This is a genomic window from Arthrobacter globiformis (assembly GCF_003261175.1).
In the GTDB taxonomy this organism is placed as follows: Bacteria; Actinomycetota; Actinomycetes; order Actinomycetales; family Micrococcaceae; genus Arthrobacter; species Arthrobacter globiformis_A.
In genome coordinates, this window is the sequence record NZ_QLNP01000099.1 from 96,061 (window position 1) to 122,022 (window position 25,962).

Annotated in this window: 26 protein-coding genes; 23 read left to right on the forward strand and 3 right to left on the reverse strand. The window is 67.3% G+C overall.

The annotated features are described in order from the left end of the window. Positions 1 to 68 precede the first annotated feature (68 nt). Positions 69 to 854: an IclR family transcriptional regulator gene (locus DBZ45_RS19135; protein ID WP_111905413.1), complete on the reverse strand. Its 786-nt coding sequence runs from the start codon at positions 852 to 854 to the stop codon at positions 69 to 71. A gap of 133 nt (positions 855 to 987) precedes the next feature. Here DBZ45_RS19135 and DBZ45_RS19140 point away from each other — a divergent pair, with 133 nt between their 5' ends. The 5 genes from DBZ45_RS19140 to DBZ45_RS19160 all read left to right on the forward strand — a co-directional run bounded on the left by DBZ45_RS19140 (position 988) and on the right by DBZ45_RS19160 (position 6,588). Beyond that, on the forward strand, positions 988 to 2,748 hold the full coding sequence (locus tag DBZ45_RS19140; protein ID WP_111905414.1) for an FAD-dependent oxidoreductase: 1,761 nt from the start codon (positions 988 to 990) through the stop codon (positions 2,746 to 2,748). A 20-nt stretch (positions 2,749 to 2,768) separates the two neighbouring features. Further along, the gene (locus DBZ45_RS19145) at positions 2,769 to 3,521 is read left to right on the forward strand and encodes an IclR family transcriptional regulator (RefSeq protein WP_111905415.1); all 753 of its coding nucleotides are present in this window, start codon (positions 2,769 to 2,771) and stop codon (positions 3,519 to 3,521) included. A 164-nt stretch (positions 3,522 to 3,685) separates the two neighbouring features. Further along, positions 3,686 to 4,942, forward strand: a complete 1,257-nt coding sequence (locus DBZ45_RS19150) for a cytochrome P450 (RefSeq protein WP_223257167.1) — start codon at positions 3,686 to 3,688, stop codon at positions 4,940 to 4,942. After that, on the forward strand, positions 4,935 to 6,239 hold the full coding sequence (locus DBZ45_RS19155) for an NAD(P)/FAD-dependent oxidoreductase (protein WP_190243199.1): 1,305 nt from the start codon (positions 4,935 to 4,937) through the stop codon (positions 6,237 to 6,239). The genes DBZ45_RS19150 and DBZ45_RS19155 overlap by 8 nt, the downstream gene beginning before the upstream one ends. Positions 6,240 to 6,249: 10 nt before the next feature. Continuing rightward, positions 6,250 to 6,588 carry a 2Fe-2S iron-sulfur cluster-binding protein gene (locus tag DBZ45_RS19160; RefSeq protein ID WP_223257168.1) on the forward strand — a complete coding sequence of 113 codons (339 nt, stop codon included), beginning with the start codon at positions 6,250 to 6,252 and terminating at the stop codon, positions 6,586 to 6,588. Between the two features lie 99 nt (positions 6,589 to 6,687). On the opposite strand, the gene DBZ45_RS19165 is transcribed toward DBZ45_RS19160, so the two are convergent. Next, on the reverse strand, positions 6,688 to 7,377 hold the full coding sequence (locus DBZ45_RS19165; protein WP_111905418.1) for an acVLRF1 family peptidyl-tRNA hydrolase: 690 nt from the start codon (positions 7,375 to 7,377) through the stop codon (positions 6,688 to 6,690). A gap of 61 nt (positions 7,378 to 7,438) precedes the next feature. On the opposite strand from DBZ45_RS19165, the gene DBZ45_RS19170 reads away from it, so the two are divergent. From DBZ45_RS19170 to nusB, 14 genes are all read left to right on the forward strand, one after another. Continuing rightward, positions 7,439 to 8,932, forward strand: a complete 1,494-nt coding sequence (locus tag DBZ45_RS19170; protein ID WP_111905419.1) for a replication-associated recombination protein A — start codon at positions 7,439 to 7,441, stop codon at positions 8,930 to 8,932. 170 nt (positions 8,933 to 9,102) lie between these two features. Then, a complete protein-coding gene (rpsD, locus tag DBZ45_RS19175) occupies positions 9,103 to 9,729 on the forward strand; it encodes a 30S ribosomal protein S4 (protein WP_111905420.1) in 627 nt (208 codons plus the stop codon). Positions 9,730 to 9,874: 145 nt separating this feature from the next. Continuing rightward, positions 9,875 to 10,249 (forward strand): DUF948 domain-containing protein, encoded by a 375-nt coding sequence (locus DBZ45_RS19180; RefSeq protein ID WP_111905421.1) that lies wholly within the window; start codon positions 9,875 to 9,877, stop codon positions 10,247 to 10,249. 19 nt (positions 10,250 to 10,268) lie between these two features. Beyond that, complete coding sequence (locus DBZ45_RS19185) at positions 10,269 to 10,499, forward strand: DUF6167 family protein (protein ID WP_190243200.1); 231 nt, start codon at positions 10,269 to 10,271, stop codon at positions 10,497 to 10,499. 106 nt (positions 10,500 to 10,605) lie between these two features. Further along, positions 10,606 to 13,284, forward strand: a complete 2,679-nt coding sequence (gene alaS / locus DBZ45_RS19190; RefSeq protein WP_111905423.1) for an alanine--tRNA ligase — start codon at positions 10,606 to 10,608, stop codon at positions 13,282 to 13,284. A 6-nt stretch (positions 13,285 to 13,290) separates the two neighbouring features. Beyond that, positions 13,291 to 13,890, forward strand: a complete 600-nt coding sequence (gene ruvX / locus DBZ45_RS19195; protein ID WP_111905424.1) for a Holliday junction resolvase RuvX — start codon at positions 13,291 to 13,293, stop codon at positions 13,888 to 13,890. Then, a complete protein-coding gene (gene mltG, locus DBZ45_RS19200; protein WP_111905425.1) occupies positions 13,887 to 15,509 on the forward strand; it encodes an endolytic transglycosylase MltG in 1,623 nt (540 codons plus the stop codon). The genes ruvX and mltG overlap by 4 nt, the downstream gene beginning before the upstream one ends. Continuing rightward, on the forward strand, positions 15,506 to 16,366 hold the full coding sequence (locus tag DBZ45_RS19205; protein ID WP_111905426.1) for a shikimate dehydrogenase: 861 nt from the start codon (positions 15,506 to 15,508) through the stop codon (positions 16,364 to 16,366). Before mltG ends, DBZ45_RS19205 begins: the two co-directional genes overlap by 4 nt. A gap of 26 nt (positions 16,367 to 16,392) precedes the next feature. Then, positions 16,393 to 17,592, forward strand: a complete 1,200-nt coding sequence (aroC, locus tag DBZ45_RS19210) for a chorismate synthase (protein WP_111905427.1) — start codon at positions 16,393 to 16,395, stop codon at positions 17,590 to 17,592. Continuing rightward, positions 17,592 to 18,233: a shikimate kinase gene (locus DBZ45_RS19215; RefSeq protein WP_111905428.1), complete on the forward strand. Its 642-nt coding sequence runs from the start codon at positions 17,592 to 17,594 to the stop codon at positions 18,231 to 18,233. The genes aroC and DBZ45_RS19215 overlap by 1 nt, the downstream gene beginning before the upstream one ends. Next, positions 18,230 to 19,318 (forward strand): 3-dehydroquinate synthase, encoded by a 1,089-nt coding sequence (gene aroB, locus DBZ45_RS19220; RefSeq protein ID WP_111905429.1) that lies wholly within the window; start codon positions 18,230 to 18,232, stop codon positions 19,316 to 19,318. The genes DBZ45_RS19215 and aroB overlap by 4 nt, the downstream gene beginning before the upstream one ends. After that, the gene (locus tag DBZ45_RS19225; protein ID WP_111905430.1) at positions 19,318 to 19,836 is read left to right on the forward strand and encodes a tetratricopeptide repeat protein; all 519 of its coding nucleotides are present in this window, start codon (positions 19,318 to 19,320) and stop codon (positions 19,834 to 19,836) included. The genes aroB and DBZ45_RS19225 overlap by 1 nt, the downstream gene beginning before the upstream one ends. Positions 19,837 to 20,024: 188 nt before the next feature. Then, positions 20,025 to 20,588: an elongation factor P gene (efp, locus tag DBZ45_RS19230; protein WP_102972375.1), complete on the forward strand. Its 564-nt coding sequence runs from the start codon at positions 20,025 to 20,027 to the stop codon at positions 20,586 to 20,588. Then, a complete protein-coding gene (nusB, locus tag DBZ45_RS19235) occupies positions 20,588 to 20,998 on the forward strand; it encodes a transcription antitermination factor NusB (RefSeq protein WP_003800750.1) in 411 nt (136 codons plus the stop codon). The genes efp and nusB overlap by 1 nt, the downstream gene beginning before the upstream one ends. Before the next feature lie 116 nt (positions 20,999 to 21,114). Here the strand turns inward: nusB and DBZ45_RS19240 are convergent, their stop codons facing one another. Next, complete coding sequence (locus tag DBZ45_RS19240; protein WP_223257172.1) at positions 21,115 to 22,359, reverse strand: PrsW family intramembrane metalloprotease; 1,245 nt, start codon at positions 22,357 to 22,359, stop codon at positions 21,115 to 21,117. A gap of 135 nt (positions 22,360 to 22,494) precedes the next feature. Here DBZ45_RS19240 and pyrR point away from each other — a divergent pair, with 135 nt between their 5' ends. Genes pyrR through DBZ45_RS19260 form a run of 4 tightly spaced genes read left to right on the forward strand, consistent with a single transcriptional unit; the run spans position 22,495 to position 25,953 of the window. Continuing rightward, positions 22,495 to 23,079: a bifunctional pyr operon transcriptional regulator/uracil phosphoribosyltransferase PyrR gene (gene pyrR / locus DBZ45_RS19245; RefSeq protein WP_111905431.1), complete on the forward strand. Its 585-nt coding sequence runs from the start codon at positions 22,495 to 22,497 to the stop codon at positions 23,077 to 23,079. Continuing rightward, positions 23,076 to 24,071: an aspartate carbamoyltransferase catalytic subunit gene (locus tag DBZ45_RS19250; protein ID WP_111905432.1), complete on the forward strand. Its 996-nt coding sequence runs from the start codon at positions 23,076 to 23,078 to the stop codon at positions 24,069 to 24,071. The genes pyrR and DBZ45_RS19250 overlap by 4 nt, the downstream gene beginning before the upstream one ends. Further along, positions 24,071 to 25,444, forward strand: coding sequence for a dihydroorotase (locus DBZ45_RS19255; protein WP_111905433.1), 1,374 nt, complete (start codon positions 24,071 to 24,073; stop codon positions 25,442 to 25,444). The genes DBZ45_RS19250 and DBZ45_RS19255 overlap by 1 nt, the downstream gene beginning before the upstream one ends. Continuing rightward, positions 25,444 to 25,953, forward strand: coding sequence for a PH-like domain-containing protein (locus tag DBZ45_RS19260; RefSeq protein WP_111905434.1), 510 nt, complete (start codon positions 25,444 to 25,446; stop codon positions 25,951 to 25,953). The genes DBZ45_RS19255 and DBZ45_RS19260 overlap by 1 nt, the downstream gene beginning before the upstream one ends. Positions 25,954 to 25,962 lie beyond the last annotated feature (9 nt).

The following is a 25,962-nucleotide window of genomic DNA, read 5'->3' on the forward strand; positions in this document are numbered from 1 at the left end:
GCAGGGGACCTGTGAGGCGAACCACACAATTGCCGATGAACGGCAAAACCGGATTTCAGTGGCCTTGCTCAGTGACTCTGGCGAAGAGTGCCCTTCAGCTCGCCCCGCCAGCCCAGCGCCCGGGAGATCCCGCGCGCCGCGGCCATCAGCACGGGCACCCGGGCCGGGGCGTTCTCCTCGTTGCGCGGCACCACGACGCTGAGCGCGGCGCGGACGGTGTTGTCGGAGCCAAACACCGGCACGGCGATGCCGCTGGACTCGGGAACGATCACTCCCGGCATGGCAGCGAAGCCACGCTGCCGGATCTCGGCCAGGTGGCGCCGGAGCGCGGCCGGCTCGGTCAGGGTGGTCTCGGTGAACTTCGTCAGCGGCCGGGCCAGGAAGGCGTCCTGGTACGCGGCGGGGGAGTGTGCCAGCAGTACCAGTCCCGAGGATGTGGCGTGGACCGGCAGCCTGCCGGCGATCTTGGTGATGTCCACGATCGTTTTGTCCGAGCCGAGCCGCTCGATGTACAGGACCTCGTCCGAATCGAGGATGCCCAGTGTGGTGGAGTGCTGCACCACGGCCTGGATATCCTCCATGAATGGCAGCGCGGCTTCCCGCAGGCCCAGCATCTTGGAACCGCGGGAGGCCAGTTCCCACATCCGCGTGCCGACGTGGATGTCCCCGTCGGGGTCGCGTTCCAGCAGACGCTCGAGCAGCAGGTCGTTGACCAGTCGGTAGGTGGTGGTCACCGGCAGGCCGGTGCGTCGCCCCAGCTCGGCGACGCTCATGGCAGGGTGCCGGTCATCGAAGGCGCTCACGATTTTCACGAAGCGGCCGATGATCGACTCGCCGGATGCGGAGTTGGCCACTGTTCCTCCTGTCGATTCCCGCTCAATGGTAATCCTCCTCCCGGGCGGCCGTGCTCCCGGCTCTACTGGGGGTTTGTCAGCAAACGCCTGCCGCCGCAAAGGAGTGGCCCGCAGGCAGAACGGAGCAGGAACCATGACAGAAACTTTGGCAGAAACCGCAAAGACGGCGGTCTGTGACGTCCTCGTCATCGGATCGGGTGTGGCCGGGATGGCCGCAGCATTGAAGGCCGCATCGCAGGGACTGAGCGTGATCGTCGCGGAAAAGGAGCAGCACTTCGGCGGAACCACCGCCATTTCCGCGGGCTGGGCATGGGTCCCCGGCAACAAGCACGGCGTGGCGCAGGGCGATACCCGCGGGGACGCCGAGAGCTACCTGAAGAACCTGGCGCCGGAGACGTACAACGAGGCAGGAGTTCGGAACTTCCTGGACACCGTGCCTGAAGCGATCTCCTTCTTCGAAAACGAAACCGAGGTGAAGTTCACCTACCCGGAGAAGGCCCCGGACTACCAGATGGACCTGCCTGGCGCGAGGCTGTCCGGCCGGGCCATCCTGCCGCAGGACGTGGATGCACGGGTGCTCGGGGACAAGCGGCTCCTGATGCAGCCGTACATGAGTTCCTACACCGTCTTCGGCTACATGCCGCAGGTGGGGCCGGACATCAACGAGTTCTTCCACGTGAACCAGTCGCTTAAGTCCTTCATCTACGTGGCCAGGAAGCTGCTGCGCACCTGGGCCGATGCCGCCCGCTACAAGCGTCCGGTCCTGCGCTCCAACGGCAACGCCCTCATGACCCGTATGGTCAAAAGCGCCGACGACCTGGGCATCCGGCTGTGGAAATGCTCACCGGCGCTGTCCCTCACCAGGGACGACGCCGGGACCGTCACCGGTGCGGTCATCGGGGGAGAGCACGCCATCACCGTCACTGCGCGGGCGGGCGTCATCCTCGCCGCGGGCGGATTCTCCGGAAACCGGGAACTACGGCAGCGGTATTTCCCTCACGACGCCGGCGGCGACGACCACTTCACCCCCACCGTGGGCCACGGCGGCGACGCCGCCACACTGGCGATCGCAGCCGGAGGCTACATCGACGATTCCGTGTTCAGCGTTGGCTCCTGGGCCCCGGTGACCGTGTTCAAATATCTCAGCGGTGAACAGCGGCTCTTTCCGCATCTGCGGGCCATCGGCCTGCCCGGACTGATCGCCGTCGACCGCCACGGCAGGCGCTTCGGTAACGAGGCCCTGAGCTACCACGACTTCGGCTGGGCCATGATTGAGCACAACAAGGACGAGGTCGGAACCTTCGGCTACGTGATCGGCGACGCGAAAACGATGCACAAATACGGCATCGGCTATGCCAAGCCCTGGCCGATGCCCCGCGGCTACTTCTACAGGACCGGCTACCTGGTCAAAGGGAACACCCTTGCTGAGCTCGCCGGAAAGCTCGGCATCGATGCAGCGGGCCTGGAGGCCACCGTCGCCGGATTCAACCCGGCGGCTGAACGCGGCGAGGACCCGGCGTTCGGCCGCGGTTCCACCCAGTACAACCACTTCCGGGGCGATCTCGAGCACAAGCCGAACCCGAACCTCGCGCCGGTGGGCAAGGGCCCGTACTACGCGGCGAAGATCCAAATGGGCGATCTGGGCACCTTCGCCGGCCTCGGCGTCAACGAGCACTCCGAGGTGGTCACGGCGGAGGGCTCGGTGGTGCCCGGCCTGCTGGCCGTGGGTGCGGCCGCGGTGAGCGTCTTCGGCGGCGGTTACCCCGGCTATGGCTCCCACATCGGGCCGGCCCTGGTGTTTGGCTACCGCGCGGGCCGGGACATCGCCAGGCTTGCCGCTAAGAGGAACGCGGACCAGACAGGGGCGCGTCCGGCCAACGTGGCGGGCAACTAGGCGCCGGGCCGGAGACAGCCATGGCCAACTCGACATCGGGGGAATCGGTGATCAGCCGCGTGGTGCGGCTCATGAGCGCCTTCGACCGGGACCTGCCGGCCATGACGCTCTCCGGCCTTGCCCGCCGCGCCGGCCTCCCGCTGACCACCGCGCACCGGCTCGTGGATGACCTGGTCCTCCACGGTCTGATTGAGCGGCTACCGGACGGGAACCTCTGCTCCGGGATGCGCATGTGGGAGCTCGCTGCCCGGGGCTCGCGCGCGCTGAACCTGCGCGAGCTGGCGCTGCCCTTCATGGAGGATGTCCAGGCCGCCGTCCACCAGCACACCACCCTGGCCGTGCTGGACCACGGCACTGTGCTGTATGTGGAGCGGCTCTCCTCTCCGCACTCCAGCCTTGACGCCGCCCATATTGCCCAGCGGATGCCCATCCACGCAGCCTCGTCGGGCCTGGTGCTGCTGGCGTTCTCGCCGCCCGTTGTCCAGGCCGAGGTGCTGGCGAAGCCCCTGAAGGCGGCGACCCCTGAAACCATCACCGATTCAGCCCTCATCCGTAAGCATCTGGCCGAGATCAGGCAGCGCGGCTACGTGGCGCTGCCCGGCATCGGAGTCACAGAGTGGACGGGCGTTGCCGTGCCTGTCTTTGGGCCCGGCAACACGATTGCTGCAGCGCTCAACGCCATTGTGCCGCGGCAGGACGCCGCGGTTCCGTTGATCGTCCCCGCCCTGCTGACCGCAGCCCACGGAATCTCCCGCGCCCTGAAATCCGCTTAGTCCCCAGGCCGGACCCGCCGAATCCGCCTGGCCCGGCGAGCCGGCAAACTTTCGCAACCGATGAACGGAAGACCTGTGGGGGCGGCCGCAGCACATCCCGCAAGGTGGACTGAGAGGCGGATCACATCCGAATTCGCCGCAGCCCACCGGAAAGAAGGACGATGATGTCTGCTCTACAGACGGAAATCCTGCCCCCGTACTCGCATGAACTCGACTGGCCCGAGGGTATGGCGCCCTTCAAGGTGGTGGACGACGGGACCCAGGGCGATCCTTACCGGCACTATCAGTGGATGCGAGAGAACGCCCCGGTGCTCCGTGCCCATTCACCCGTATCGGATGTCTGGTTCATCTCCCGGTACGACGACGTACGCCGGGCCATGCGGGCACCGAAAGTCTTCTCGTCGCAGGTCGTGGACCCGGTTCCGCTGACCTTCCTGACGCTGTTCGACGCACCCAACCACACCCGTCTGCGCCAGGTCGTGGCGCAGGCCTTCATTCCCAAGGCCATTGCCCGCTTCGAGGACCGGGTGCGGGAGAACGCGGATAAGTACTTAGCGCCGATGCTCGCCGCCGGCGGCGGTGACGCCGTGGACGACTACGCCATCCCCCTGAGCATGTCCACCATCAGCGCCCTGCTCGACGTTCCTGCCGAGGACTTCGAGAAGATGAAGTTCTGGTCGGACGAGACCTTCAGCTACTTCGGCCGGCTGGCCCGCAACGCCCAGGGCACAGGCACCGACGAGCAGAGCACCTTCGAGTTCTTCGCCTACCTGAAGGACACGATGGAGCGCCTGTACCGCGAGGAGAGCGACTCCGTCGGCGGACACATCGCCCGGATGTGGAAGGAAGGCCTGCTCAGCGAGAAGGAGGCCAAGGAACTCTGCGCCTTTGTCTTCGTCGCAGGCCATGACACCACCACCATTCTTTTGGCCAACGCATTCCGGATGTTCAGCGAACAGCCGGACCTGCTGGACAGGATCCGACGGAACCCCAACGACGCGAACCTCTTCGTCGAGGAGTTGGCCCGCTACCGCGGCACCGTCCAGCGTGCCAGCCGGATCACCACAGAGGAGGTGGAGGTTTCCGGTGTGACCATTCCGGCCGGCGCCATCGTGCGCCTGCTGCCCGCCGCAGCGAACCGGGACAGCAGCAAATATCCCGACGGCGAGCGCTTCGACATCGACCGCGACACCGACGGCCACCTGGGCTTCGGGCACGGAGTCCACAGCTGCCTCGGTGCGCCCCTCGCCAGGCTTGAGGTCCTGGTGACCGTCAAGCTCCTTGCCGAAAAGCTGACGTCACTCACGCTGGATCCGGACAAGCCCATCGAGTATGTGCGCGGCAACAACCTAACAAACTCGGGCCCGGAGCACCTGCACGTGATGCTCGGACAGATCAATGCAGGGCAGACCAATGCATAGCCCTGAAACCACACGCCACGAAACCGGGAACGGAACCGCAGCGCCGGTGGTCATCGTCGGCGCGGGACACTCCGGCGTCGCTGTCGCCGCGGGGCTCCGCTCCCGCGGCTGGGAAGGCGGCGTCATGCTGATCGACGCGGAGAACGAAGTGCCCTATGAACGGCCGCCGCTCTCCAAGGAACTCCTGAAGGACGGCGCCCCCGACGAGTCCGCCGTGCTCCGCAAGGAGAGGTTCTATGCGGACAAGGGCATCGGCCGCCTCGCCGGGATAACCGCGGAATCCATCGACAGGAACAGCCGGACTGTATTGCTGTCCGACGGGACGGGGCAGGCCTACCACCGGCTGGTCATCGCCACAGGCTCGCGGGCACGGCCCCTCACCTTGCCAGGCGCCGGTCTTCCCGGCGTCAGATGCTTGCGGACCCGGGATGACGCCCTCGAACTCAAGCGGCTGCTGGTCGCGGGGGCCCGCGTGGCCATCATCGGCGCCGGGTACATCGGGCTGGAGGTGGCCGCAGCGGCGGCGGCGAGGGGCTGTGACGTCACGGTGCTCGAATTCCAGGACCGCGTGATGAGCCGGGTAACGTCAGCCCCCGTCTCGCGCTATTTCGAGCAGCTGCACGGGCGCCACGGGGTCCGGTTCGTCTTCGGCGCCGCCGTAACGTCGATCGACGGCGGACAACGGGCCGAGCGCGTGACCGTCGCCGACGGCACCGTCTTTCCTGCCGACGTCGTCCTCGCCGGGATCGGCGTCCTGCCCAACCAGGAGCTGGCCGCGGACGCCGGCCTGGAGTGCCGGGACGGCATCCTCGTTGACGGGGATGGCAGGACGTCCGATTCCGCCGTCTATGCCAGCGGGGACGTCACGCGCTTCACCAGTCCCGTCGACGGCGCCAGCCAGCGGCTCGAGTGCATCCAGAACGCGCAGGCACAGGCAGACCGGGTGGCAGCGCACATCACCGGCCAGGCCGCCGCTGAACCGGAAATCCCCTGGTTCTGGACCGTCCAGCACGGTGTACGGCTGCAAACCGCGGGCGTCCGCCAGCCGGAGGACGAGGCGATCGTCCGCGGAGAACCCTCCGGCGGCAAATTCTCGGTGGTCTACCTCCGCGACGGCCGCCTCGCCGCCGTCGACACCATCGCGAACCTGGCCGACTTCCGCACGGCCAAACGGCTGATCGCCCAGGGAGCCCGGATCGACCCGGTGTTGGCCGCGGACCCCGGCATCCCCCTCGCCGAAGCCACTTCCAGCACACCCAACCACTCCGACGCTGACCTTGCAGCAGCGCGATCCTAAGGAAACCGACATGAGCAACACCAGCATGAGCAGCAATACACTGACCGTCGTCGACCGCGATGGCGCCACCCACGACCTTGAATGGGAACCGGACCAGAGCATGATGGAAGCCCTCCGGGACAACGACCTGCCCGTGCTGGCATCGTGCGGCGGCACCGCCTCCTGCGCCACCTGCCACGTGTTCGTGGAGCAGGAAGTCTTCGACACCCTGGAAGAACGCAGCGAGGACGAACTCGAGCTCCTCGTGGAGGCCGAGGGGTACCGGGAATGCGGCTCGCGGCTCTCCTGCCAAGTGGCCTTCAGCCGCGACCTCAACGGTGTCACCGTGACGCTGGCACCAGAGGGGTAGACTGCTGCGCTCCGTTTCGACGGTTCCCTGCCCACACGTCGTTGCGAAGCGTCTAACGGGCGGGGAACCGTCGAAATGGCGGTGGCTCCGGCGGCAGGGCTACCAGGGAGGCGGGTCCGTCACCGTTACCCGCACCGCGCAGGCGTCCGCCGCGGCCTTCTTCAGGACGGCGGCCCGGGGGTCGGGAACATCGAGGTAGGCCAGGCGCGGCAGGCCTGCCCAGGGCTTCAGAGCAGGGTGCGCCAAAACTTCGTCAGCCAGGCCGCGGTCGCCGCCCGGGAGGATGTACCCGAAGACCTGGCCACCGAAGACCAGCCGCGCCTGCTCCGCCACCGCCTCCACCATGGCGTCCGCCTGGTTGGCGCGGCGCCGGGCGAACCGCTGCTGCGACTGGCCGCCGGCCGCGGTCCGGGACTGCACATACTTGGAACCGGTCTTGGCGGCGAGGATGACCCCTTCACTGGCGACGGCCACTCCGTATCCTCCGCGGCGGACCAGGAGCAGGCCGACCGTGCGCGGCTGGGAAGCCAGGGAAGCCAGCCGTTCCACGAGGCCGGATCCGCGCCCCGGCCGCCCGTCGTCGGGCCACGGCGCCACCAGCAGCGCGGTGGCGCCGTCCGCGGCGGCCAGCCGTACGCCGTCGTCGTGGTCCTCATACCCCAGGTCACCGTGGCTGGCGGCGAACCGTTCAACCCAGCCGGCCAACCGCGGGCCGGGGATGAACGCGGTCCTGGTGGACCCCACACGTCCCTGCGCTGCATGTCCCTGTTCCGGACGGCTGCCTGGCATTCCCGATTCCCTGCTTTCGTGGCCGGATTTATCCTGCTGAATCTAGAAGTAGCCTATCTATGTGGATGATCTCTTTGGTTCGGCGGCACAGGACAGCGACGACGGCGACAACGACGACGCCGCCGAATCGGACCAGTCCCGGACCCCCCAGTCCCGTTCCGCGCAGTCCCGTTCCGCGCAGTCCCGGTCCGCCCAGCCGCGCGGCCCGCTGGCGGTCAGGATGCGTCCCCGCACAGTGGACGAGGTGGTGGGCCAGCAGCATCTGCTGGGCCAGGGTTCCCCGTTGCGGCAGCTGGCAGCCGGTGCTGAGGCCGCCGGTCCGGCCGGCCCCAGCTCGCTGATCCTTTGGGGGCCGCCGGGTACCGGGAAAACCACGCTCGCCCACGTAATCGCGCGGGGTCCCGGGCGCAAGTTCGTGGAACTGTCCGCCATCACCGCCGGCGTCAAGGATGTCCGCCGCGTCATGGACGATGCCCTGACCGCCCGTGACCTGTACAAGACCACCACAGTCCTGTTCCTCGACGAGATCCACCGCTTCAACAAGGCACAGCAGGATGCGCTGCTGCCCGGCGTCGAAAAGGGCTGGGTGGTGCTGGTGGCGGCAACCACGGAGAACCCGTCGTTTTCGGTGGTGTCGCCGCTGCTGTCCCGCTCCCTGCTCCTGACACTCAAGCCACTCACTGACGCGGACATCGAGGGCCTGCTGGTGCGTGCCGTCGAGGATCCCCGCGGGTTGAACAACGACGTCCGGCTCAGCGACGAGGCACTGGAACACCTCGTCCGGCTTTCCGGCGGCGACGCCCGCCGGGCGCTGACCGCACTGGAAGCCGCCGCGGGCGTTGCGTTCGGTGACGCGGACGACGTCGATAGTTCAGTTGCGTTGGAAGGTGACACTGCTGCAGATGGGCCAGGCCAGCCGGTCACCGTAGAACTGCGGCACACCGAGCGTGCCCTGGACGCCGCCGCCGTCCGCTACGACCGCGCCGGGGACCAGCACTACGATGTGGCCAGCGCGTTCATCAAGTCCATCCGCGGGTCCGACGTGGACGCGGCACTGCACTACCTCGCGCGGATGCTGGAGGCGGGGGAGGACCCGCGCTTCGTGGCCCGGCGGATCGTGATCTCGGCCGCGGAGGATGTGGGCATGGCGGATCCGACGGCCCTGCAGACCGCGGTGGCCGCGGCGCAGGCCGTGCAGCTCATCGGAATGCCCGAGGGCCGCATCGTCCTGGCCGAGGCGGTGGTCCACCTGGCCACGGCGCCAAAGTCCAACGCGGCCTACATGGGCATCAACAAGGCCATCGCGGACGTGCGGGCGGGACTGGGCAACGGGATCCCGGCGCACCTGCGCGACGCGCACTATCCCGGGTCCAAGCAGCTCGGCCACGGGGTTGGCTACAAGTACGCCCACGATGCGCCCCATTCGGTGGCCGCCCAGCAGTATCCGCCGGACGACCTGGTGGGCCGCGACTACTACGAGCCCACGGCCAACGGCGCGGAGCGGGACATCGCCGTCCGGCTTGAGCGCCTCCGGAAGATCATCCGGGGCCAGTGAGGTTCTGGTAAGCTTGATCGTTGTCTGGCAAGGCGCGGACGCACAATCCACCGAATTTCTTATTTGATGAGGTTATGCCTGTGCCCAGTAGCAAAAGGCAGCGGTTGGCCGATGCTCTCCATCTTGGAGGCCAGTAACACTGACACACCGCAGATATTGGAAGGACACAAGTGGCTAACAACACTCGTGCTCGCCGTACCGCACGCCTCTCGCGTGCACTCGGCATCGCTCTGACCCCCAAGGCCGCCAAGTACATGGAGCGCCGTCCGTACGGCCCCGGCGAGCATGGCCGTGCCCGCAAGAAGCAGGACTCCGACTACGCCGTACGTCTGCGCGAAAAGCAGCGTCTGCGCGCCCAGTACGGCATCCGCGAAGCCCAGATGACCCGTGCCTTCGAAGAAGCACGCCGCACCAAGGGCCTGACCGGTGAAAACCTGATCGAACTGCTCGAAATGCGTCTCGACGCCCTCGTGCTGCGTGCAGGCTTCGCCCGCACCATCGCACAGGCCCGCCAGCTGGTTGTGCACCGCCACATCCTGGTTGACGGCATCCGCGTTGACCGCCCGTCGTTCCGCGTCGGCGAAGGCCAGCTCGTTCACGTGCACAGCCGCAGCGAGACCATGGTCCCGCTCCAGGTTGCAGCAGCCGGCGCACACCGCGACGTCCTGCCCCAGGTTCCGGCCTACCTGGACGTCAAGCTTGACGCCCTGCAGGCCCGCCTGGTTCGCCGCCCGAAGCGCTCCGAGGTCCCCGTGACCTGCGAAGAGCAGCTCGTCGTCGAATTCTACGCACGCTAAATTCCGGCAGCGTATCCAAAGAAGCCCGTGGCAAGCGCCGCGGGCTTCTTTGTATGTAAGGTACTTGGGGGACATTTGCGGCTGCAGTACTTTGGCCGCCGCGCTCCCGGTACGGTTCCACGGAGTTTCAAGGAGATGAACGTCTATGTCTGGTGGCGATATTGCCGGCCTGATCGCGGCCGGGGTATTTGCGCTCCTGGTCCTGTTGCTTGCTGTGCCCATCCTCAAGTTGGGGCGGGTGTTTGACGAAGTGCGGACATCCATCCGCTCCATCAGCGACGGCGCCACCCCGCTCATGGACGAGGTCACCGCAACGGTCTCCACCACCAACCAGCAGCTGAAGAAGGTGGATGGCATTGCCTCCAACGTTTCGGATGCCTCGGCCAACATCTCCGCGCTGTCCTCCCTCGTGGCCGCGACCGTCGGTTCGCCGCTGATCAAGGTGGCCGCGTTCAGCTACGGCGTCCGTTCCGCGTTCGCCGCCCGCAAGAAGCCCGCCACCGGCCGCCGCAGCCGCTAAGCCCACCCGGAGAACTGAAATGAAACGACTTGTCTGGATGGGAATCGGCGTGGCCATCGGGGTCATCGCGTTCCGCAAGGTCACCGAGGCGCAGTCCGCGCTTGGTCCCGAAGGCCTGAACCGGGCCGTGGGCCGCCTCGCCGACGGCGTCTACGACTTCGCCGACGCCGTCCGCGCCGGCATGCGCGAACGGGAAACGGACCTTCGCTCCGCGCTGGGCGTTGAATCCCAGGACCTCGCCCGCCGCTAAACGCGCGAGAATTAAAACCTGCAGTGCCGTCCAACACCGGGACTGCCTTTGAATCAAACTGTCACGCGCCAGCATGCGTGAACCAAGAAGGGTAAGTAATCAGCTCATGAAGTCGCAGGAGATCACAAAGCGCTGGGTCGATTTTTTCGTCAGCAAAGGCCACACAGCGGTTCCCTCCGCATCGCTGGTCTCCAGCGACCCCTCCCTGCTGTTCACGGTTGCCGGCATGGTTCCGTTCATCCCTTACCTGACCGCGCGCGAGGAACCGCCCTACTCCCGGGCCACCAGCGTCCAGAAGTGCATCCGCACCGGTGACATTGAGGAAGTGGGCAAGACCGCCCGCCACGGCACCTTCTTCCAGATGTGCGGGAACTTCTCCTTCGGGGACTACTTCAAGGAAGACGCCATCAAGTTCGCCTGGGAGCTGCTCACCACGAGCGTTGCCGACGGCGGGTACGGACTTCCGCCTGAGCTGCTGTGGGTGACGGTCTACGAAGAGGACGACGAAGCCGAGGAACTCTGGCTCAAGAACACCGGAGTCCCCGCCGAGCGCATCCAGCGCATGGGCAAGTCGGACAACTACTGGTCCACCGGCCAGCCCGGCCCGGCCGGCCCCTGCTCGGAGATCTACTACGACCGCGGCCCGGCCTACGGCGCCGAGGGCGGGCCCGTCGCCGACGAGAACCGGTACGTGGAGATCTGGAACCTCGTGTTCATGCAGTACCAGATCGACAACGTCCGCTCGAAGGTCGAGTTCGACATCGTGGGCGAACTGCCCAAGAAGAACATCGACACCGGCCTGGGCATGGAACGCCTCGCCATGATCCTGCAGGACGTCGAGAACATGTACGAGACCGACCAGGTGCGCCCGGTCATCGACATGGCCGCCAAGCTCTCCGGCAGGGAATACACCTCCGCGGAGACCGAAGACGATCCGCACCACACCGACGACGTCCGCATGCGCGTCGTTGCCGACCACATCCGGTCCTCCCTGATGCTCATCGCCGACGGCGTCACGCCCTCCAACGAGGGCCGCGGCTACGTGCTGCGACGCCTCATCCGCCGGGCGGTCCGCTCCATGCGCCTGCTGGGCGTGGAACAGGCCTGCCTGCCGGACCTGCTGCCCGCCTCGCGCGACGCCATGAAGGGCGTGTACCCCATCGTGGACACGGACTTCGACCGCATCAGCCGGATCGCCTACGCCGAAGAAAAGGCGTTCCTGCGCACCATCGCCTCCGGCACGGCCCGTCTTGAGGATGCCGTCAACGAATCGAAGGCTGCCGGGCGTGCCCTCTCCGGCGCTGACGCGTTCGCGCTGCACGACACCTACGGCTTCCCCATCGACCTGACGCTCGAAATGGCCGAGGAAGCCGGCCTCAAGGTGGACGAGCCCGGGTTCCGCAAGCTCATGCTCGAGCAGCGCCAGCGCGCCCAGGCCGACGCCAAGGGCAAGAAGGGCGGCCACGCCGACCTGTCCGCCTTCCAGGAACTCCTGGCAGAAGGCGAAACCGTCTTCACTGGCTACACCGACCTCGAGGGCGAATCCCGGGTCCGAGGAATCCTCAGCGCCGGCAGCAAGGTGTCCCAGGCAGCCACCGGCGACGAGATCGAACTGGTGCTCGCCGAGACCCCGTTCTACGCCGAGGCCGGCGGCCAGGCAGCCGACACCGGCCTCATCACCGGTGACGGATTCGTCGTCGAGGTCCTGGACGTCCAGCGTCCGATCAAGGGCCTGAGCGTGCACAAGGCCATCGTCCGCGAAGGTGAGATCGCCTCTGACGCACTGGTCCGCGCCGCGGTGGACCGCGAACGGCGCCACGCTGCACAGCAGGCGCACACCGGAACGCACATCGTGCACGCTGCGCTTCACCAGATCCTCGGCCCGCAGGCCACCCAGCGCGGTTCGTTCAACAAGGCCGGGTACCTCCGGTTTGACTTCGCCTGGGGTGAAGGGCTGAGCGCCGCCACCAAGTCCGAGGTCGAGGAAGTCTCCAACCTGGCCATCCGCAACAACTTCCAGGTGGACACGAAGGTCATGGGACTCGCCGAGGCGAAGGCCCTCGGCGCCATGGCGCTGTTCGGCGAAAACTACGGCAGCGAGGTCCGGGTTGTGGAGATCGACGGCGCGTGGTCCCGCGAGCTGTGCGGCGGCACCCATGTGTCCAACACCTCCCTGATCGGCAGCCTGTCCCTGCTCGGCGAGCAGTCCGTCGGATCCGGAAACCGCCGCGTCGAGGCCTTCGTCGGCATGGACGCCTTCCGGCACCTGGCCGCTGAACGCGCCCTCGTGACCGAACTGACCGAGATGCTGAAGGTGCCCTCCGGACAGCTGGCGGACCGCATCTCCGCGACCCTAACCAAGCTGAAGGCCACGGAAAAGGAACTCGAGCGGCTCCGCAAGGAACAGCTCGCGGCCGCCGCGGCCCAGCTCGCCGGAACCGCCGTGGACGCCGCCGGCGTCCGGGTCATTGCGCACGACGCCGGCCAGGTCAGCGGTGCCGACGACATCCGCGGCCTGGCCCTGGACCTGCGCAACCGGCTCGGCTCCGAAGCCTCCACGGTTGCCGTGGCCGGCGTCAGCAACGACCGCCCCGTCATCCTGGTGGCCACCAACGAAGCCGCCCGTGCAGCCGGAGTCAAGGCCGGCGCGCTGGTCCGGCTCGCTGCCGGGATCCTCGGCGGCGGCGGTGGCGGCAAGGACGACGTGGCCCAGGGCGGCGGCACCGACGCCTCCAAGGTCGGCGCCGCACTGTCCGCCGTCGTCGATTCAATCACCAGGCGCTAACAAGCCGTGACTTCTTCCGCTGAGCCGCACGTCCACCCCCGGGGCATCAAACTGGGGGTGGACGTGGGGACCGTCCGCGTTGGCGTCGCCATCTGCGACCGGGACGAGATCCTGGCCACACCGCTGAAGACGCTGGACCGCAACCCCAAGAAGAATTTGGATGTCCGAATCATTGCCGCCCTGGCCGCGGACCGGGGAGCGGTGCAGATTTTCGTGGGCCTGCCGCGGACCATGAAAGGCGAGGAACACGCCTCAGCCCGGATGGCCACGGAATACGCACAGCTGCTGGCTGACGCGCTGGAGCGGGCCGGTTCGGACGTCCCGGTACACCTGGTCGACGAACGGCTCAGCACCGTCACGGCCCACCGCAACCTTCACGAAGCTGGCATGAGCAGCAAAAATCACCGTAAAGTGGTGGATCAGGTTGCGGCTGCGGGAATCTTGCAGCACGCCATCGACATGCAAAAAGCCAGGGGAACGGATGTGGGGAGCCGTGTGCGCGCGCTTCCCCTTACGGGGCTGCCCGGACAAGCCGCCGCAGATACTGCCGAACGGCCTGACCCGGAAAAGGAAACACGATCTTCAGAGGATGGAAAGCTACAGTGAGCCCGGTCAATAGCGACGACTCCTCCGGCGACCCCTTCACGGACGCCGGACTGCCCCTGACACGCAAGGAGATCCGCGCCCGCGAGAAGGCCGTCACCTCCGAGTCCGGCGATGCCGTGCCCGAGCAGGCCTACGAGTCCGGCGAAGAGGTGCACGTTGAGGAGGGGGCTGCACAGCAGCCGGGGGCTTCGGCTTCTGACTCTGCCCGGACGGCGGCCATGCCGGCTGCTCCGGCGGCGAAGCCGGTTCCTGCTGCCGAGCCTCTTGCACCCGATGAGGTTCCCGACGTTCCGCCGGTCCCGCCCACCATCCACGGCCCCGTCGCAGATGCAGACGCTGGGCCTGAGGTCCACGACGCCGAGTCGGAAGATGCGCCGCAATTCGCCCAATTCGCGCAGGGCCACCATGCCGAGTTTGAGCCCGGCCACCATTACGAGGATGGCCACGACTACGACGAGCACCACGAAACTTACGAGGACCACACGCCCTACGAGCAGCAGGCCGTGGGGCACCAGCTCCTGGCCGGCGCCGAAGACGTAGCCCCGGCGGCCCGGCCATCCAAGAAAGTCCGGCGCCGCCGCCGCCTTGTGGCGCTGCTGCTGACGCTTGCGCTGTTCGTCACCGCCACCGTCGTCGGGGCGCAGTTCCTGAAGCCGCTGCTGGGGAACGACAAGCCTGGCGACTTCCCCGGGCCCGGCACCGGCCAGGTCAAGGTTTCGGTCGATCCGGGCGAAGGTCCGGTGTCCGTTGCTGCCAAGCTGGAAGACGCCAAGGTGGTGGCCAACGCAGAAACCTTCATGGCAGCCCTGACCGCATCGGGCGGCACCCTGTCGCCGGGGGAGTACGACTTCAAACAGGAAATGAAGAACTCCGACGCCGTCTCCGTACTTCTCAACGAGGGACAGGCGAAGGTCATGTACTTCGCCCTCAACGCAGGCCTGCGCATCGATGAATCCCTGCAGGCGATCTCGGAGGGCTCCGGTCTTTCGCTGGCGCAGCTGAAGGCACTCAGCGACGCGCCCAAGCAGTTCGGACTGACGGCGAAGGCGAAGAACCTGGAAGGGTTCCTGGCGCCGGGGGAGTACCGTTTCCCGCTGGGAACCACCGCCAGGGAGATCCTTACTAAGCTGGTGAAGACCACCCAGGACGAACTGAAGGCTCAGGGCGTCACGGACGCCGCCAAACAGTACGACGTTGTCACCGTTGCGAGCATCGTGCAGGCAGAGGGCGGCCAGGCCGAGTACAAGGACGTGGCGGGCGCCATCTACAACCGGCTGAAGCCCACCAACACCGAGACCAATGGCCTGATCCAGTCGGACGCCACAGTCACGTACGGCCTGGGCAAGAAGACCTTCCACATCGACGAGGCCGAGAAGGCCGACAAGTCCAACCCGTACAACACCTACGCCATCCAGGGCCTGCCCGCCGGGCCCATCGGATCGCCGGGCAAGAATGCCATCGACGCGGCAGCCAAGCCGAACGACAACGATTACCTGTACTGGGTGACCATCAACCTCGACACCAAGGAGACGAAGTTCTCCAAGACGCTTGCCGAGCACAACGGCTACGTCGAGCAGTACAACGCCTGGTGCGAGGCCAACCCGGGCCGCTGCGTATGAGCCTGCGGGCGGCCGTCCTGGGGCACCCCATCGGCCATTCGAAGTCACCGGCGCTCCACCTTGCCGCCTACGCGCGGCTCGGTGCGGACATCGGCTACAGCGCCATCGATGTGACTGAAGAGTCACTGCCGGCGTTCATGGACTCCGTCCGCGCCGAAGCCGGCTGGCGGGGACTGTCCGTCACCATGCCGCTGAAGAAGGCCATGGTCTCCGAGGTGGACGAGGTCCGCGGCGTGGCCCGGGTCCTGGGCGTCATCAACACCGTGGTCTTCGAAGGTGCCGGGGAGGCCACCCGGCGGGTCGGCTACAACACCGACGTCGCGGGGATCGTCAACGCCCTCCGCAACGCCGGGGCCGGCGACGCCCCCTCGGGCGTCATCCTTGGCGGCGGCGGAACCGCCGCCGCGGCAGTGGCTGCCCTGCAGGAGCTTGGCGCCGTGTCCGTGGACCTGTACGTCCGGAACACCGCCCGGGCTGAAGAAGCCAAGGCCGCAGCCAGCGGGCTCGGCATGGACATCACCGTCCACGCCCTCGACGGTGCCGTCGAACGGATGGCCGGTGCCGGCGTCGTAATCTCCACGCTGCCGCCCCGGGCGGCCGACGGCATGGCAACAGAGCTGGAGGCGCTGGGGCGGCGCACTGACGGCGTCCTGCTGGACGTCGCCTACGATCCCTGGCCCAGCCGGATAGCCGCCGCCTGGCACGCCGGCGGCGGAACAGTGGTCCCCGGCCTTGAGATGCTGCTCTACCAGGCGGTGGAGCAGGTCCGGCATTTCACCGGCCTGGCAGAGGCCGGCAGTGCCGACGTCATAGATGTGATGTGCGACGCAGTCGGGGCACCCCGGCGGGTGTCCTGACCGCCAGACATGGCAGGATGGTTTTTATGTTGCGTTGGTTGACCGCCGGTGAGTCCCATGGCCCGGCACTGGTCGGAATTATTGAAGGCGTCCCCGCAGGTGTTGAACTCACCAGCGGGCAGATCGCCGATGCCCTTGCCCGCCGGCGGCTCGGTTACGGCCGCGGGGCACGGATGAAGTTTGAGCAGGACGTCGTCACGATCCTCGGCGGTGTTCGCCACGGCATCACCCAGGGCGGCCCCGTCGCCATCCAGGTGGGCAACACCGAATGGCCCAAGTGGGAACAGATCATGTCAGCCGATCCCGTGGCCCCTGAGGAACTCGAGGGACAGGCCCGCAACGCCCCGCTGACCCGGCCGCGCCCGGGACACGCCGACTTTACCGGCATGCAGAAGTACGGCTTCGACGAGGCTCGTCCCGTGCTTGAGCGCGCCAGCGCCCGGGAAACCGCCACGCGTGTTGCCATGGGCACCGTTGCCGCACAGTTCCTGAAGCACCTGGGCATTGAGCTAGTGAGCCACACGGTCTCCATCGCCAGCGTGACCGTTCCCGAGGGCCGGCCGCTGCCGATGCCGGACAACGTGATCGCGCTCGACGCCGATCCGCTGCGCTGTTTCGACCGGGAAACGTCCGACGCCATGGTTGCGGAGGTGGACGCCGCCCACAAGGAAGGCGAAACCCTCGGCGGCGTGGTGGAGGTGCTTGCCTACGGCCTGCCCCCGGGACTCGGCAGCTACGTCCACTGGGACCGCCGCCTCGATTCCCGCCTGGCCGCCGCCCTGATGGGCATTCAGGCCATCAAGGGCGTTGAGGTGGGCGACGGTTTCCTCACCGCCGCACGCCGCGGGTCTGCCGCCCACGACGAGATCGTCAAGGAAGCCGGCGGCAGGATCATCCGCACCAGCAACCGCGCCGGCGGCATCGAAGGGGGCATGAGCATTGGCGACGTCCTGCGCGTCCGCGCCGCCATGAAGCCCATCGCCACCGTGCCGCGCGCCCTGAAGACCATCGACATCAGCACCGGCGAGGCGGCCAAGGCCCACCACCAGCGCTCGGACGTCTGTGCGGTTCCGGCCGCCGGCGTGGTGGCGGAGGCCATGGTTGCCCTGGTCCTGGCTGAGGCCGTGACCGAAAAGTTCGGCGGCGATTCCGTGGCCGAAACCGCCCGCAACATCAGGGGCTACCTCGAGAGCATTCCGGCGTCGCTGGATACGATCGGACTCTAGTGCCCCGGAGCAAGACACCCTGCGCCGCAGGGGACCGGCCCATTGTGCTCATTGGGCCCATGGCGGTCGGAAAATCGGCGATCGGGCAGCAGTTGGCGCAACAGCTGGACGCCCCGTTCGTGGACACCGACGCGGTCATTGTGGAGGGCCACGGTTCCATTGCGGATATCTTCGCCAGCCGCGGCGAGCGTGCCTTCCGGGAGATTGAAGCCCGGACCGTTGCCCGCATCATCGAAGCGGCTGCCGGCACCCCCACGGTGGTTTCCCTCGGCGGCGGCTCGGTCCTGGACTCCGGCACCCAGCAGCTGCTGGATCGGTGCACGGTGGTCTACCTCGAGTGCGATGCCGATACCGTCGCCGCACGGATCGCCAAGAATTCCGGGCGGCCGCTGCTGGCCGGTGACGGCATCCGGCGCTGGAAGGCGCTGTTCGCCACCCGCAAGCCGGTCTATGAACGCCTCGCGGACATCGTGCTGGATGTCCGGCAGGGAACCGTGCCGCAACTGGGCCTGAAGCTGGAGGCGGCGCTGTGCGACTTCGCCGCCGGCAAGTCACCCGGATCCACCACCCGCGAGATCAACAAAACCGCGACGACGGCCGCCAACGGAAGTGCCGCCGCGAAACAGGAAGTTGAAAAGTGAGCGAATCAACCGTCATCAAGGTCACCGGCCAGTCGGCCGGGGACAACTACGACGTTGTAGTTGGCCGCGGCCTGCTCGGCACGCTGCCGGGACTGCTGGGCGAGCGCGTCCGCCGCGTCCTGGTCATCCACCCGCGGGCCCTCCGGCTCACCGGTGACACGGTCCGGGACGAACTGGCCGCTGCCGGCTTCACCGCCGTCACTGCGGAAATCCCTGACGCAGAGGAAGGCAAGCACATCCAGGTGGCTGCCTTCTGCTGGCAGGTGCTGGGACAGAACGACTTCACCCGCTCCGATGCCGTGGTCTCCGTCGGCGGCGGCGCCGTCACCGACCTCGCCGGCTTCGTGGCCGCCACCTGGCTGCGCGGCGTCAAGGTCATCCACATGCCCACCAGCCTCCTCGGCATGGTCGATGCGGCCGTGGGCGGCAAGACCGGGATCAACACGGCAGAAGGCAAGAACCTCGTGGGTTCCTTCCACCCGCCCGCAGCCGTCCTCACCGACCTCGACACGCTCAAGACCCTGCCCCGGAACGAGATCATCTCCGGCATGGCCGAGGTCATCAAATGCGGCTTCATCGCCGATCCCGCCATCCTCGACCTCGTGGAGAAGGATCCCGAGGCCGTCACGGACCCCGGCTCCGACGCCCTTCGTGAGCTTATCGAACGTGCCATCGCCGTCAAGGCCCGCGTCGTCTCGGAAGACCTCAAGGAATCCGGTCTCCGGGAAATCCTGAACTACGGCCACACCCTGGGCCACGCCATCGAACTCGTGGAACGCTACTCCTGGCGGCACGGTGCTGCCGTCTCGGTGGGCATGATGTTCGCGGCCGAGCTGTCCCGCAGCGTTGGCCGGCTCAGCGACGCCGACGCCGACCGGCACCGCAGCATCCTCGAATCCCTGGGGCTGCCCGTCACGTACCGGCGCGACCGCTGGCAGGGGCTCCTGGACGGCATGCGCCGCGACAAGAAGTCCCGCGGCGACCTGCTCCGCTTCGTGGTCCTGGACGGGATCGCCAAGCCGGGAATCCTGGATGTGCCTGACACCTCCCTGCTCTTCGCCGCCTACCAGGAGATTGCCTCCTAATGCGCGACGACCAGGGCGGAACGACCGAATGGCCCGACGGCGGGTTCCCGGGAATCCGGATCAACCCTCAAACCCTGCTCCCTGAAATCACCAGTGAGGACGCGTGCGCCGCCGCTCTCGAGGCGTCCACCGACCCCGCCGACCGGGTCCTGGTGCTGCTGGTAGAGGGGCACGCCGCCGACGCGGCCGAACTGCTGGCCGAGGCCCGCTACAGGGACCCCGAATCTTTCCGGCTCCGGGCCTACGAGGCTGACGTCCTGCGGGTGGCCCACCGCTACGACCGCGCCATTGAGCTCTTCCGGCAACTCCTCGGAGAGGCGCACGGCACGGCCAACGAGGACCTCGCCCACCAGTACCTCGGAAGGATGTACTTCGTCGCGGGGAACATCGGTGCCGCAGTGGAATCCTTCGCCCGGGCGCTCGACCTGCGCGTAGCGCAGTCCGCCGATGCGGCGCTCATCTATTCCTCCACGGTGGCCCTGCAGCGGGCGCGTGACGTCCTCGAACTGGCTTCCTGACAGGTCTTCCGGCGCGGCCGGAGCGGTCCTCCGGCCGCGCCGCCGGGCGGCCCCGAAAACTGTGCCTGCCTTATCCGCTAGAATAGTTTCTGGATTTTTGATAACTACACGCTGGCGCGCCGTTCGGCATGCCTGCTTGAAATAACAGCTGGCAGCCAGAACCAGTCAGACACAACCAGAGGAAACCAGTGGCAACCACAAACGACATCAAGAACGGAACTGTCCTGAAGCTTGAGGGCCAGCTCTGGAACGTCATCGAGTTCCAGCACGTCAAGCCGGGCAAGGGTGGCGCGTTCGTGCGCACCAAGATGCGCAACGTCATGTCCGGCAAGGTCGTCGACAAGACCTTCAACGCCGGCCTCAAGATCGAGACCGCCACCGTGGACCGCCGCGACTACCAGTACCTGTACCAGGACGGCGCCGACTTCGTCTTCATGGACACCTCGGACTACGACCAGATCACCGTTTCCGGTGCCACGGTGGGCGATGCCACCAACTTCATGCTGGAAAACCAGATGGTCAACATCGCCATCCACGAAGGCAACCCGCTGTACATCGAGCTGCCGCCGAGCGTTGTCCTTGAAATCACCTACACCGAGCCGGGCCTGCAGGGCGACCGCTCCTCCGCCGGCACCAAGCCCGCCACCCTGGAGACGGGCTACGAGATCCAGGTGCCCCTGTTCGTCGAGAACAACACCAAGGTCAAGGTCGACACCCGCGACGGCAGCTACCTGGGCCGGGTCAACGACTAGTGAGCGCCCGCGGTAAAGCCCGCAACAGGGCTCTTGAGGTCCTCTTCGAAGCCGAGCAGCGCTCTGTCTCGGCCTTCGACGTGCTGCGTGCGCGCCGCGAGAGGACCGACCAGATCGTCAATCCGTACACCCTCGAGATTGTTGAAGGCGTGGTGTCGATGCAGGCCACCATCGACGAATTCCTGGAGACCTACTCGCAGGGCTGGACCCTTGAGCGGATGCCGTCCGTGGACCGCATCATCCTGCGGATCGGCACCTGGGAGCTGCTCTACAATGACGACGTTCCCGACGGCGTCGCCGTCAGCGAGGCTGTCGCTCTCGCCAAGACGCTCTCCACCGACGAGTCGCCGTCGTTCATCAACGGCCTCCTGGGACGCCTTCAGCAGCTGAAGCCGTCCCTGCTCGCCTGAGCTGAGTACCACTACGCAGAAAGCCCCTGCCGGGTTCCCGGCAGGGGCTTCCTGCGTCTCTGATGCTGTTGGACCGGACCTTACTGCTGGACTGTTCCCTACTGCTGGACTGTTCCCTACTGCTGCACTGCGGCCCGAAGCTCGGTCAGGTGGCGCAGCTGCTGCACCTCGTCCTGCTGGTGGGACCGCACATCCCTGCCGCTGAGGATCCGCTGCCGGGTGAATGCCAGGCGCGTCGCCGCCTTAACGAACTCCTTCATCTGATCGGCCCGGTTGTAGGACGCCGCCCAGCGCACAGCCTGCCGGCGGCCTCCGGGAGTGGACAGCAGCTCCACCTCGGCCGGCGCGAACCATCCCGCTGCGGCGTACTCCTGGAGGCGCTGCCGCGTGAGGCGCGTTTCCGCCACCCTCAGTACCACGATGCAGGCCACGGCGAGCAGGAAGATGGGGACCTGCACCAGCACGTACTGGGCAAGGAAATCCTGTCCCATGCTGTTCCACCTGTTGTGCAGGATCATGGCGGGAACCAGGCCCACGACGAAGGCGAGCACGGAGACGCCGGAATGCCAGCGCCGGGCGGCCAGGCCCATGATCAGGCCCGTGGTCCCGGTGAAGATGGCGTGCGCAAACGGCGACATCACCCCGCGCAGGAAGAAGATCTGGACCAGGTCGCTGCCGGGCGTGCTGGACTCGGCGATCGCCCGGCCGAAGTACAGGATGTTCTCGGTGAAGGCGAAGCCGCCCGCGATGGTGAAGGCAAACACCACCCCGTCCACGGGGCCGTCAAAGTTGCGGCGGGCGAAGAGGAGAAGCAGCAGCAGGCCCAGGGACTTCGCGAATTCCTCCACCACCGGCGCTTGCACGGTGGTCATGAAATCGCGGAAGGACGCCTCATCGGTGGCCGGGGCCGCGAGGGCAAAGACCGGCTGAATGAGCAGTGTCACGGCAATGGACACAGCCGCTCCCCAGGTGAAGGCAAACAGCAGCAGGCGCTTTGGCTCGGGTTCCCAGCGGTCAATGACGGCGACGGCGAACAGCACCACCGCCAGCGGGATGAGGGAGGCAACAAAACCGATGACGAAGCCGGTGACGCCGGTGCTGGACAGGAGGAACGGCACCACGAGGAAAAGGCTGACGAAGGCAAGGATCCCGCCGCCCACCACGAGCCCCAGCGTCCCTGCCCCCGGGCGGGCGGCCACCGTGGACGCGGCCTCCGGGATGACCTGGTGCACGGCACCGCCGCGGTGCCCGGGCGCCGGCCGGTAGTTCTGCGGCTGGACGTGGCCCATCCAGCTTGGATTCGCGGGCTGCCCGTTGAACTCTGGTCCGGGGAACTGCCTCTGCTGCGGGTTCATCGACATAGACACGAGCCTAGTCTGGTGTGACGGACGACGCCCTCTGCGGGGGCCGGGGGCTGACGCCCGTGTGGTAATTTTGGAAGGCAAATGTTCCTTTTTTAATTCCGTCCCGTGAGGCGGGGAAAGGGGAGACGAGCGATGACTTCTGTCACGCAGGCACCGGTTCCGGCCAGGGTTGTACTCAACCAGGCGGACATTGACCGTGCCCTCACTCGGATCGCCCATGAAATCCTCGAGGCCAACAAGGGCTCCCAGGATCTGGTGCTGCTCGGCATTCCCCGCCGCGGCTACCCCCTTGCAGTCCGGCTCGCCCATAAAATCGCCGCCGCCGATCCCGCCGTGGACGCCGCCGCCATCGTCGGCCAGCTGGACGTCACCATGTTCCGGGACGACCTTTCCCACCAGCCCACACGGCCGCCGCACCGTACACAGCTGCCGCTGACGGGCATCGACAACAAGGTGGTCGTGCTGATCGACGACGTCCTGTACTCGGGCCGGACCATCCGCGCCGCCCTGGACGCGCTCGTGGACCTCGGCCGGCCGCGCATTGTGCGCCTCGCCGTCCTGATTGACCGGGGCCACCGCGAGCTTCCCATCCGCGCCGACCACGTGGGCAAGAACCTGCCCACGTCCTCCGCCGAAAAGGTCCGGGTCCGGCTCGAGGAGACCGACGCCGTCGACGGCCAGACTGTCAACGAAGTGGTAATCGAGGGCGGCGCATGAAGCACCTGCTCTCCACCGAAGACCTTAGCCTGGCCAACGCCGTCCGCATCCTCGACACCGCCGAAGAAATGTCGAGCGTGGGGGAGCGCGAGGTCAAGAAACTCCCCGCCCTGCGCGGACGGACCGTGGTGAACCTCTTCTTCGAGGATTCGACCAGGACCCGCATTTCCTTCGAAGCCGCCGCCAAGCGGCTCTCCGCCGACGTCATCAACTTCGCCGCCAAGGGATCGTCGGTCTCCAAGGGCGAGTCACTCAAGGACACCGCCCAGACGCTGTCCGCCATGGGTGCTGACGCCGTCGTGATCCGCCACTGGGCCTCCGGTGCACCGCACCGGCTGGCAGCCACGGACTGGATCGACGCCGCAGTCATCAACGCCGGCGACGGCACCCACGAACACCCCACCCAGGCGCTGCTGGACGCCTTCACCATGCGCCGGCACTGGACCAAGCTCTCCGGCCTGCCCTCCGCAGGGGCGGACCTGCGCGGCATGCGCGTCGCCATCGCCGGCGACGTCCTGCACTCCCGCGTGGCCCGTTCCAACGTCTGGCTGCTGCGCACGCTCGGAGCCGACGTGACCCTGGTGGCGCCACCCACCCTGCTGCCTATCGGCGTCGAACGCTGGCCCTGCAGCATCAGCTACGACATGGACGAAACCCTGGAAAAGGGCGTCGACGCGGTGATGATGCTCCGCGTCCAGGGCGAACGCATGAACGCCTCGTTCTTCCCGTCCACCCGGGAGTACTCCCGGCGCTGGGGTTTCGATGACAACAGGCTCCGTGCGCTGGACAGCCTGGGCCTGAAGGACACCATCATCATGCACCCCGGTCCCATGAACCGGGGCCTGGAAATTTCCGCGGCCGCCGCCGATTCGCCCCGTTCCACCGTGCTCGCGCAGGTGAAGAACGGCGTGTCGATCCGCATGGCCGCCCTGTATTTGCTGCTCTCCGGGGATACCCGTGAACCAGCCGCCACCCTGAAGGAGAGCAACTGATGGCTGAAGAAACCACGTACCTTATCCGCGGCGCTGCAATCCTTGGCGGCGACGCCGAGGATCTGCTCATCCGCGACGGCGTCATCGCGGCCCGCGGAGCCGACCTGTCGCAGACAGACGCGGCCGCAGACATGGCAGCCCGTGCCATCGTGATCGCCGCCGACGGACTCGTCGCGCTGCCGGGCATGGTTGACGTCCACACCCACCTCCGCGAACCGGGCCGCGAAGACGCCGAAACGGTGGAAACCGGCACCCGCGCCGCAGCCCTCGGCGGCTTCACGGCCGTGCACGCCATGGCCAACAGCACCCCGGTGGCGGACACCGCCGGCGTCGTGGAACAGGTCTACAGCCTGGGCCGTGCCGCCGGCTGGGTGGACGTCCGCCCGGTGGGCGCCGTCACCGTGGGTCTTGCCGGCGAGCAGCTCGCGGAGCTCGGCGCGATGGCCGACTCCCGTGCCCAGGTCCGGATGTTCTCCGACGACGGCATCTGCGTCCACGATCCCGTCCTGATGCGCCGCGCCCTCGAGTACGTCAAAGCGTTCGACGGCGTGGTGGCCCAGCATGCGCAGGAGCCGCGCCTCACCGCCGGGGCCCAGATGAACGAAGGCGAAGTGTCCGCTGTCCTCGGCCTGACCGGCTGGCCGGCAGTGGCCGAGGAAAGCATCATCGCCCGCGACGTCCTGCTGGCCCAGCACGTGGGTTCCCGGCTGCACGTCTGCCACGTGTCCACCGCAGGCTCGGTCGAGATCATCCGCTGGGCCAAGAGCCGCGGCATCAACGTCACTGCCGAAGTGACCCCGCACCACCTGCTGCTCACCGATGACCTCGTCCGCAGCTACGACCCCGTCTACAAGGTCAACCCGCCGCTGCGCACCAACGACGACGTCCAGGCCCTGCGCGCGGCCCTCGCAGACGGCACCATCGACGTCGTCGGCACCGACCACGCCCCGCACCCCAGCGAGCACAAGGAATGCGAGTGGGCGCAGGCGGCCATGGGCATGACGGGGCTGGAAACCGCGCTGTCCGTGGTCCAGCACGCCATGATCGAGACCGGCCTGATGACCTGGGCCGACTTTGCCCGGGCCACCTCCACCGCCCCGGCCGGCATCGGACGCCTGGCAGACCAGGGTCGGCCGCTCGAAAAGGGCGAACCCGCCAACATTGTCCTCGTGGACCCGGCCGCACGCTGGACCGTGGACCCTTCCGTGATGGCCACCATGGGACGCAACTCGCCGTTCCGCGGCATGGAACTCCCGGGCAAGGTGGTGGCCACATTCTTCAAGGGCCACCCCACGGTCCTGGACGGCAAGCTGAACACGCCCTACCGCTACCCCTCGGAAGCGCCGGTTGCCGGCGCCGCGGGTGCGAACTGATGGAAAAAGTCCTTCCCGGGCTGGCGATGCTGGCGGTGGTCGCCGTCGTTTTTGTCCTGATCTGGATCGGCTGGCGCAGCCGGCTCCGGCGGCAGTCCGACATCGAACAGCTGCCGGCGGTACCTGCCGGGCTGGGCGAGCCGCTGGTTTCGGCGGAGGGCCAGTACGTGGCCTCCACCACGGCGGGGGACTGGCTGGACAGGATTGCCGTGCATGGCCTCGGCATCCGCACCAACGCGCAGATCGCCATCCACCCGGAGGGCGTGCTTCTGGACCGCTCGGGTGCGCGGCCGCTGTTCATCCCGGCGTCCTCGCTGGCCGGTGTTCGGCAGGACAGCGGCATGGCCGGTAAATTCGTGGAAAAGGACGGCCTGCTGATCCTTAGCTGGTCGCTCGGAACCCACGCCCTGGACACCGGCTTCCGCACCCGCCGCGCCGCGGACAAGCCGGCCGTCCTCCAACAACTTCAGGAAATGATCTCCCCAGGCCCCCAGGCGGGTGCCCAATAGTGGAAAGTA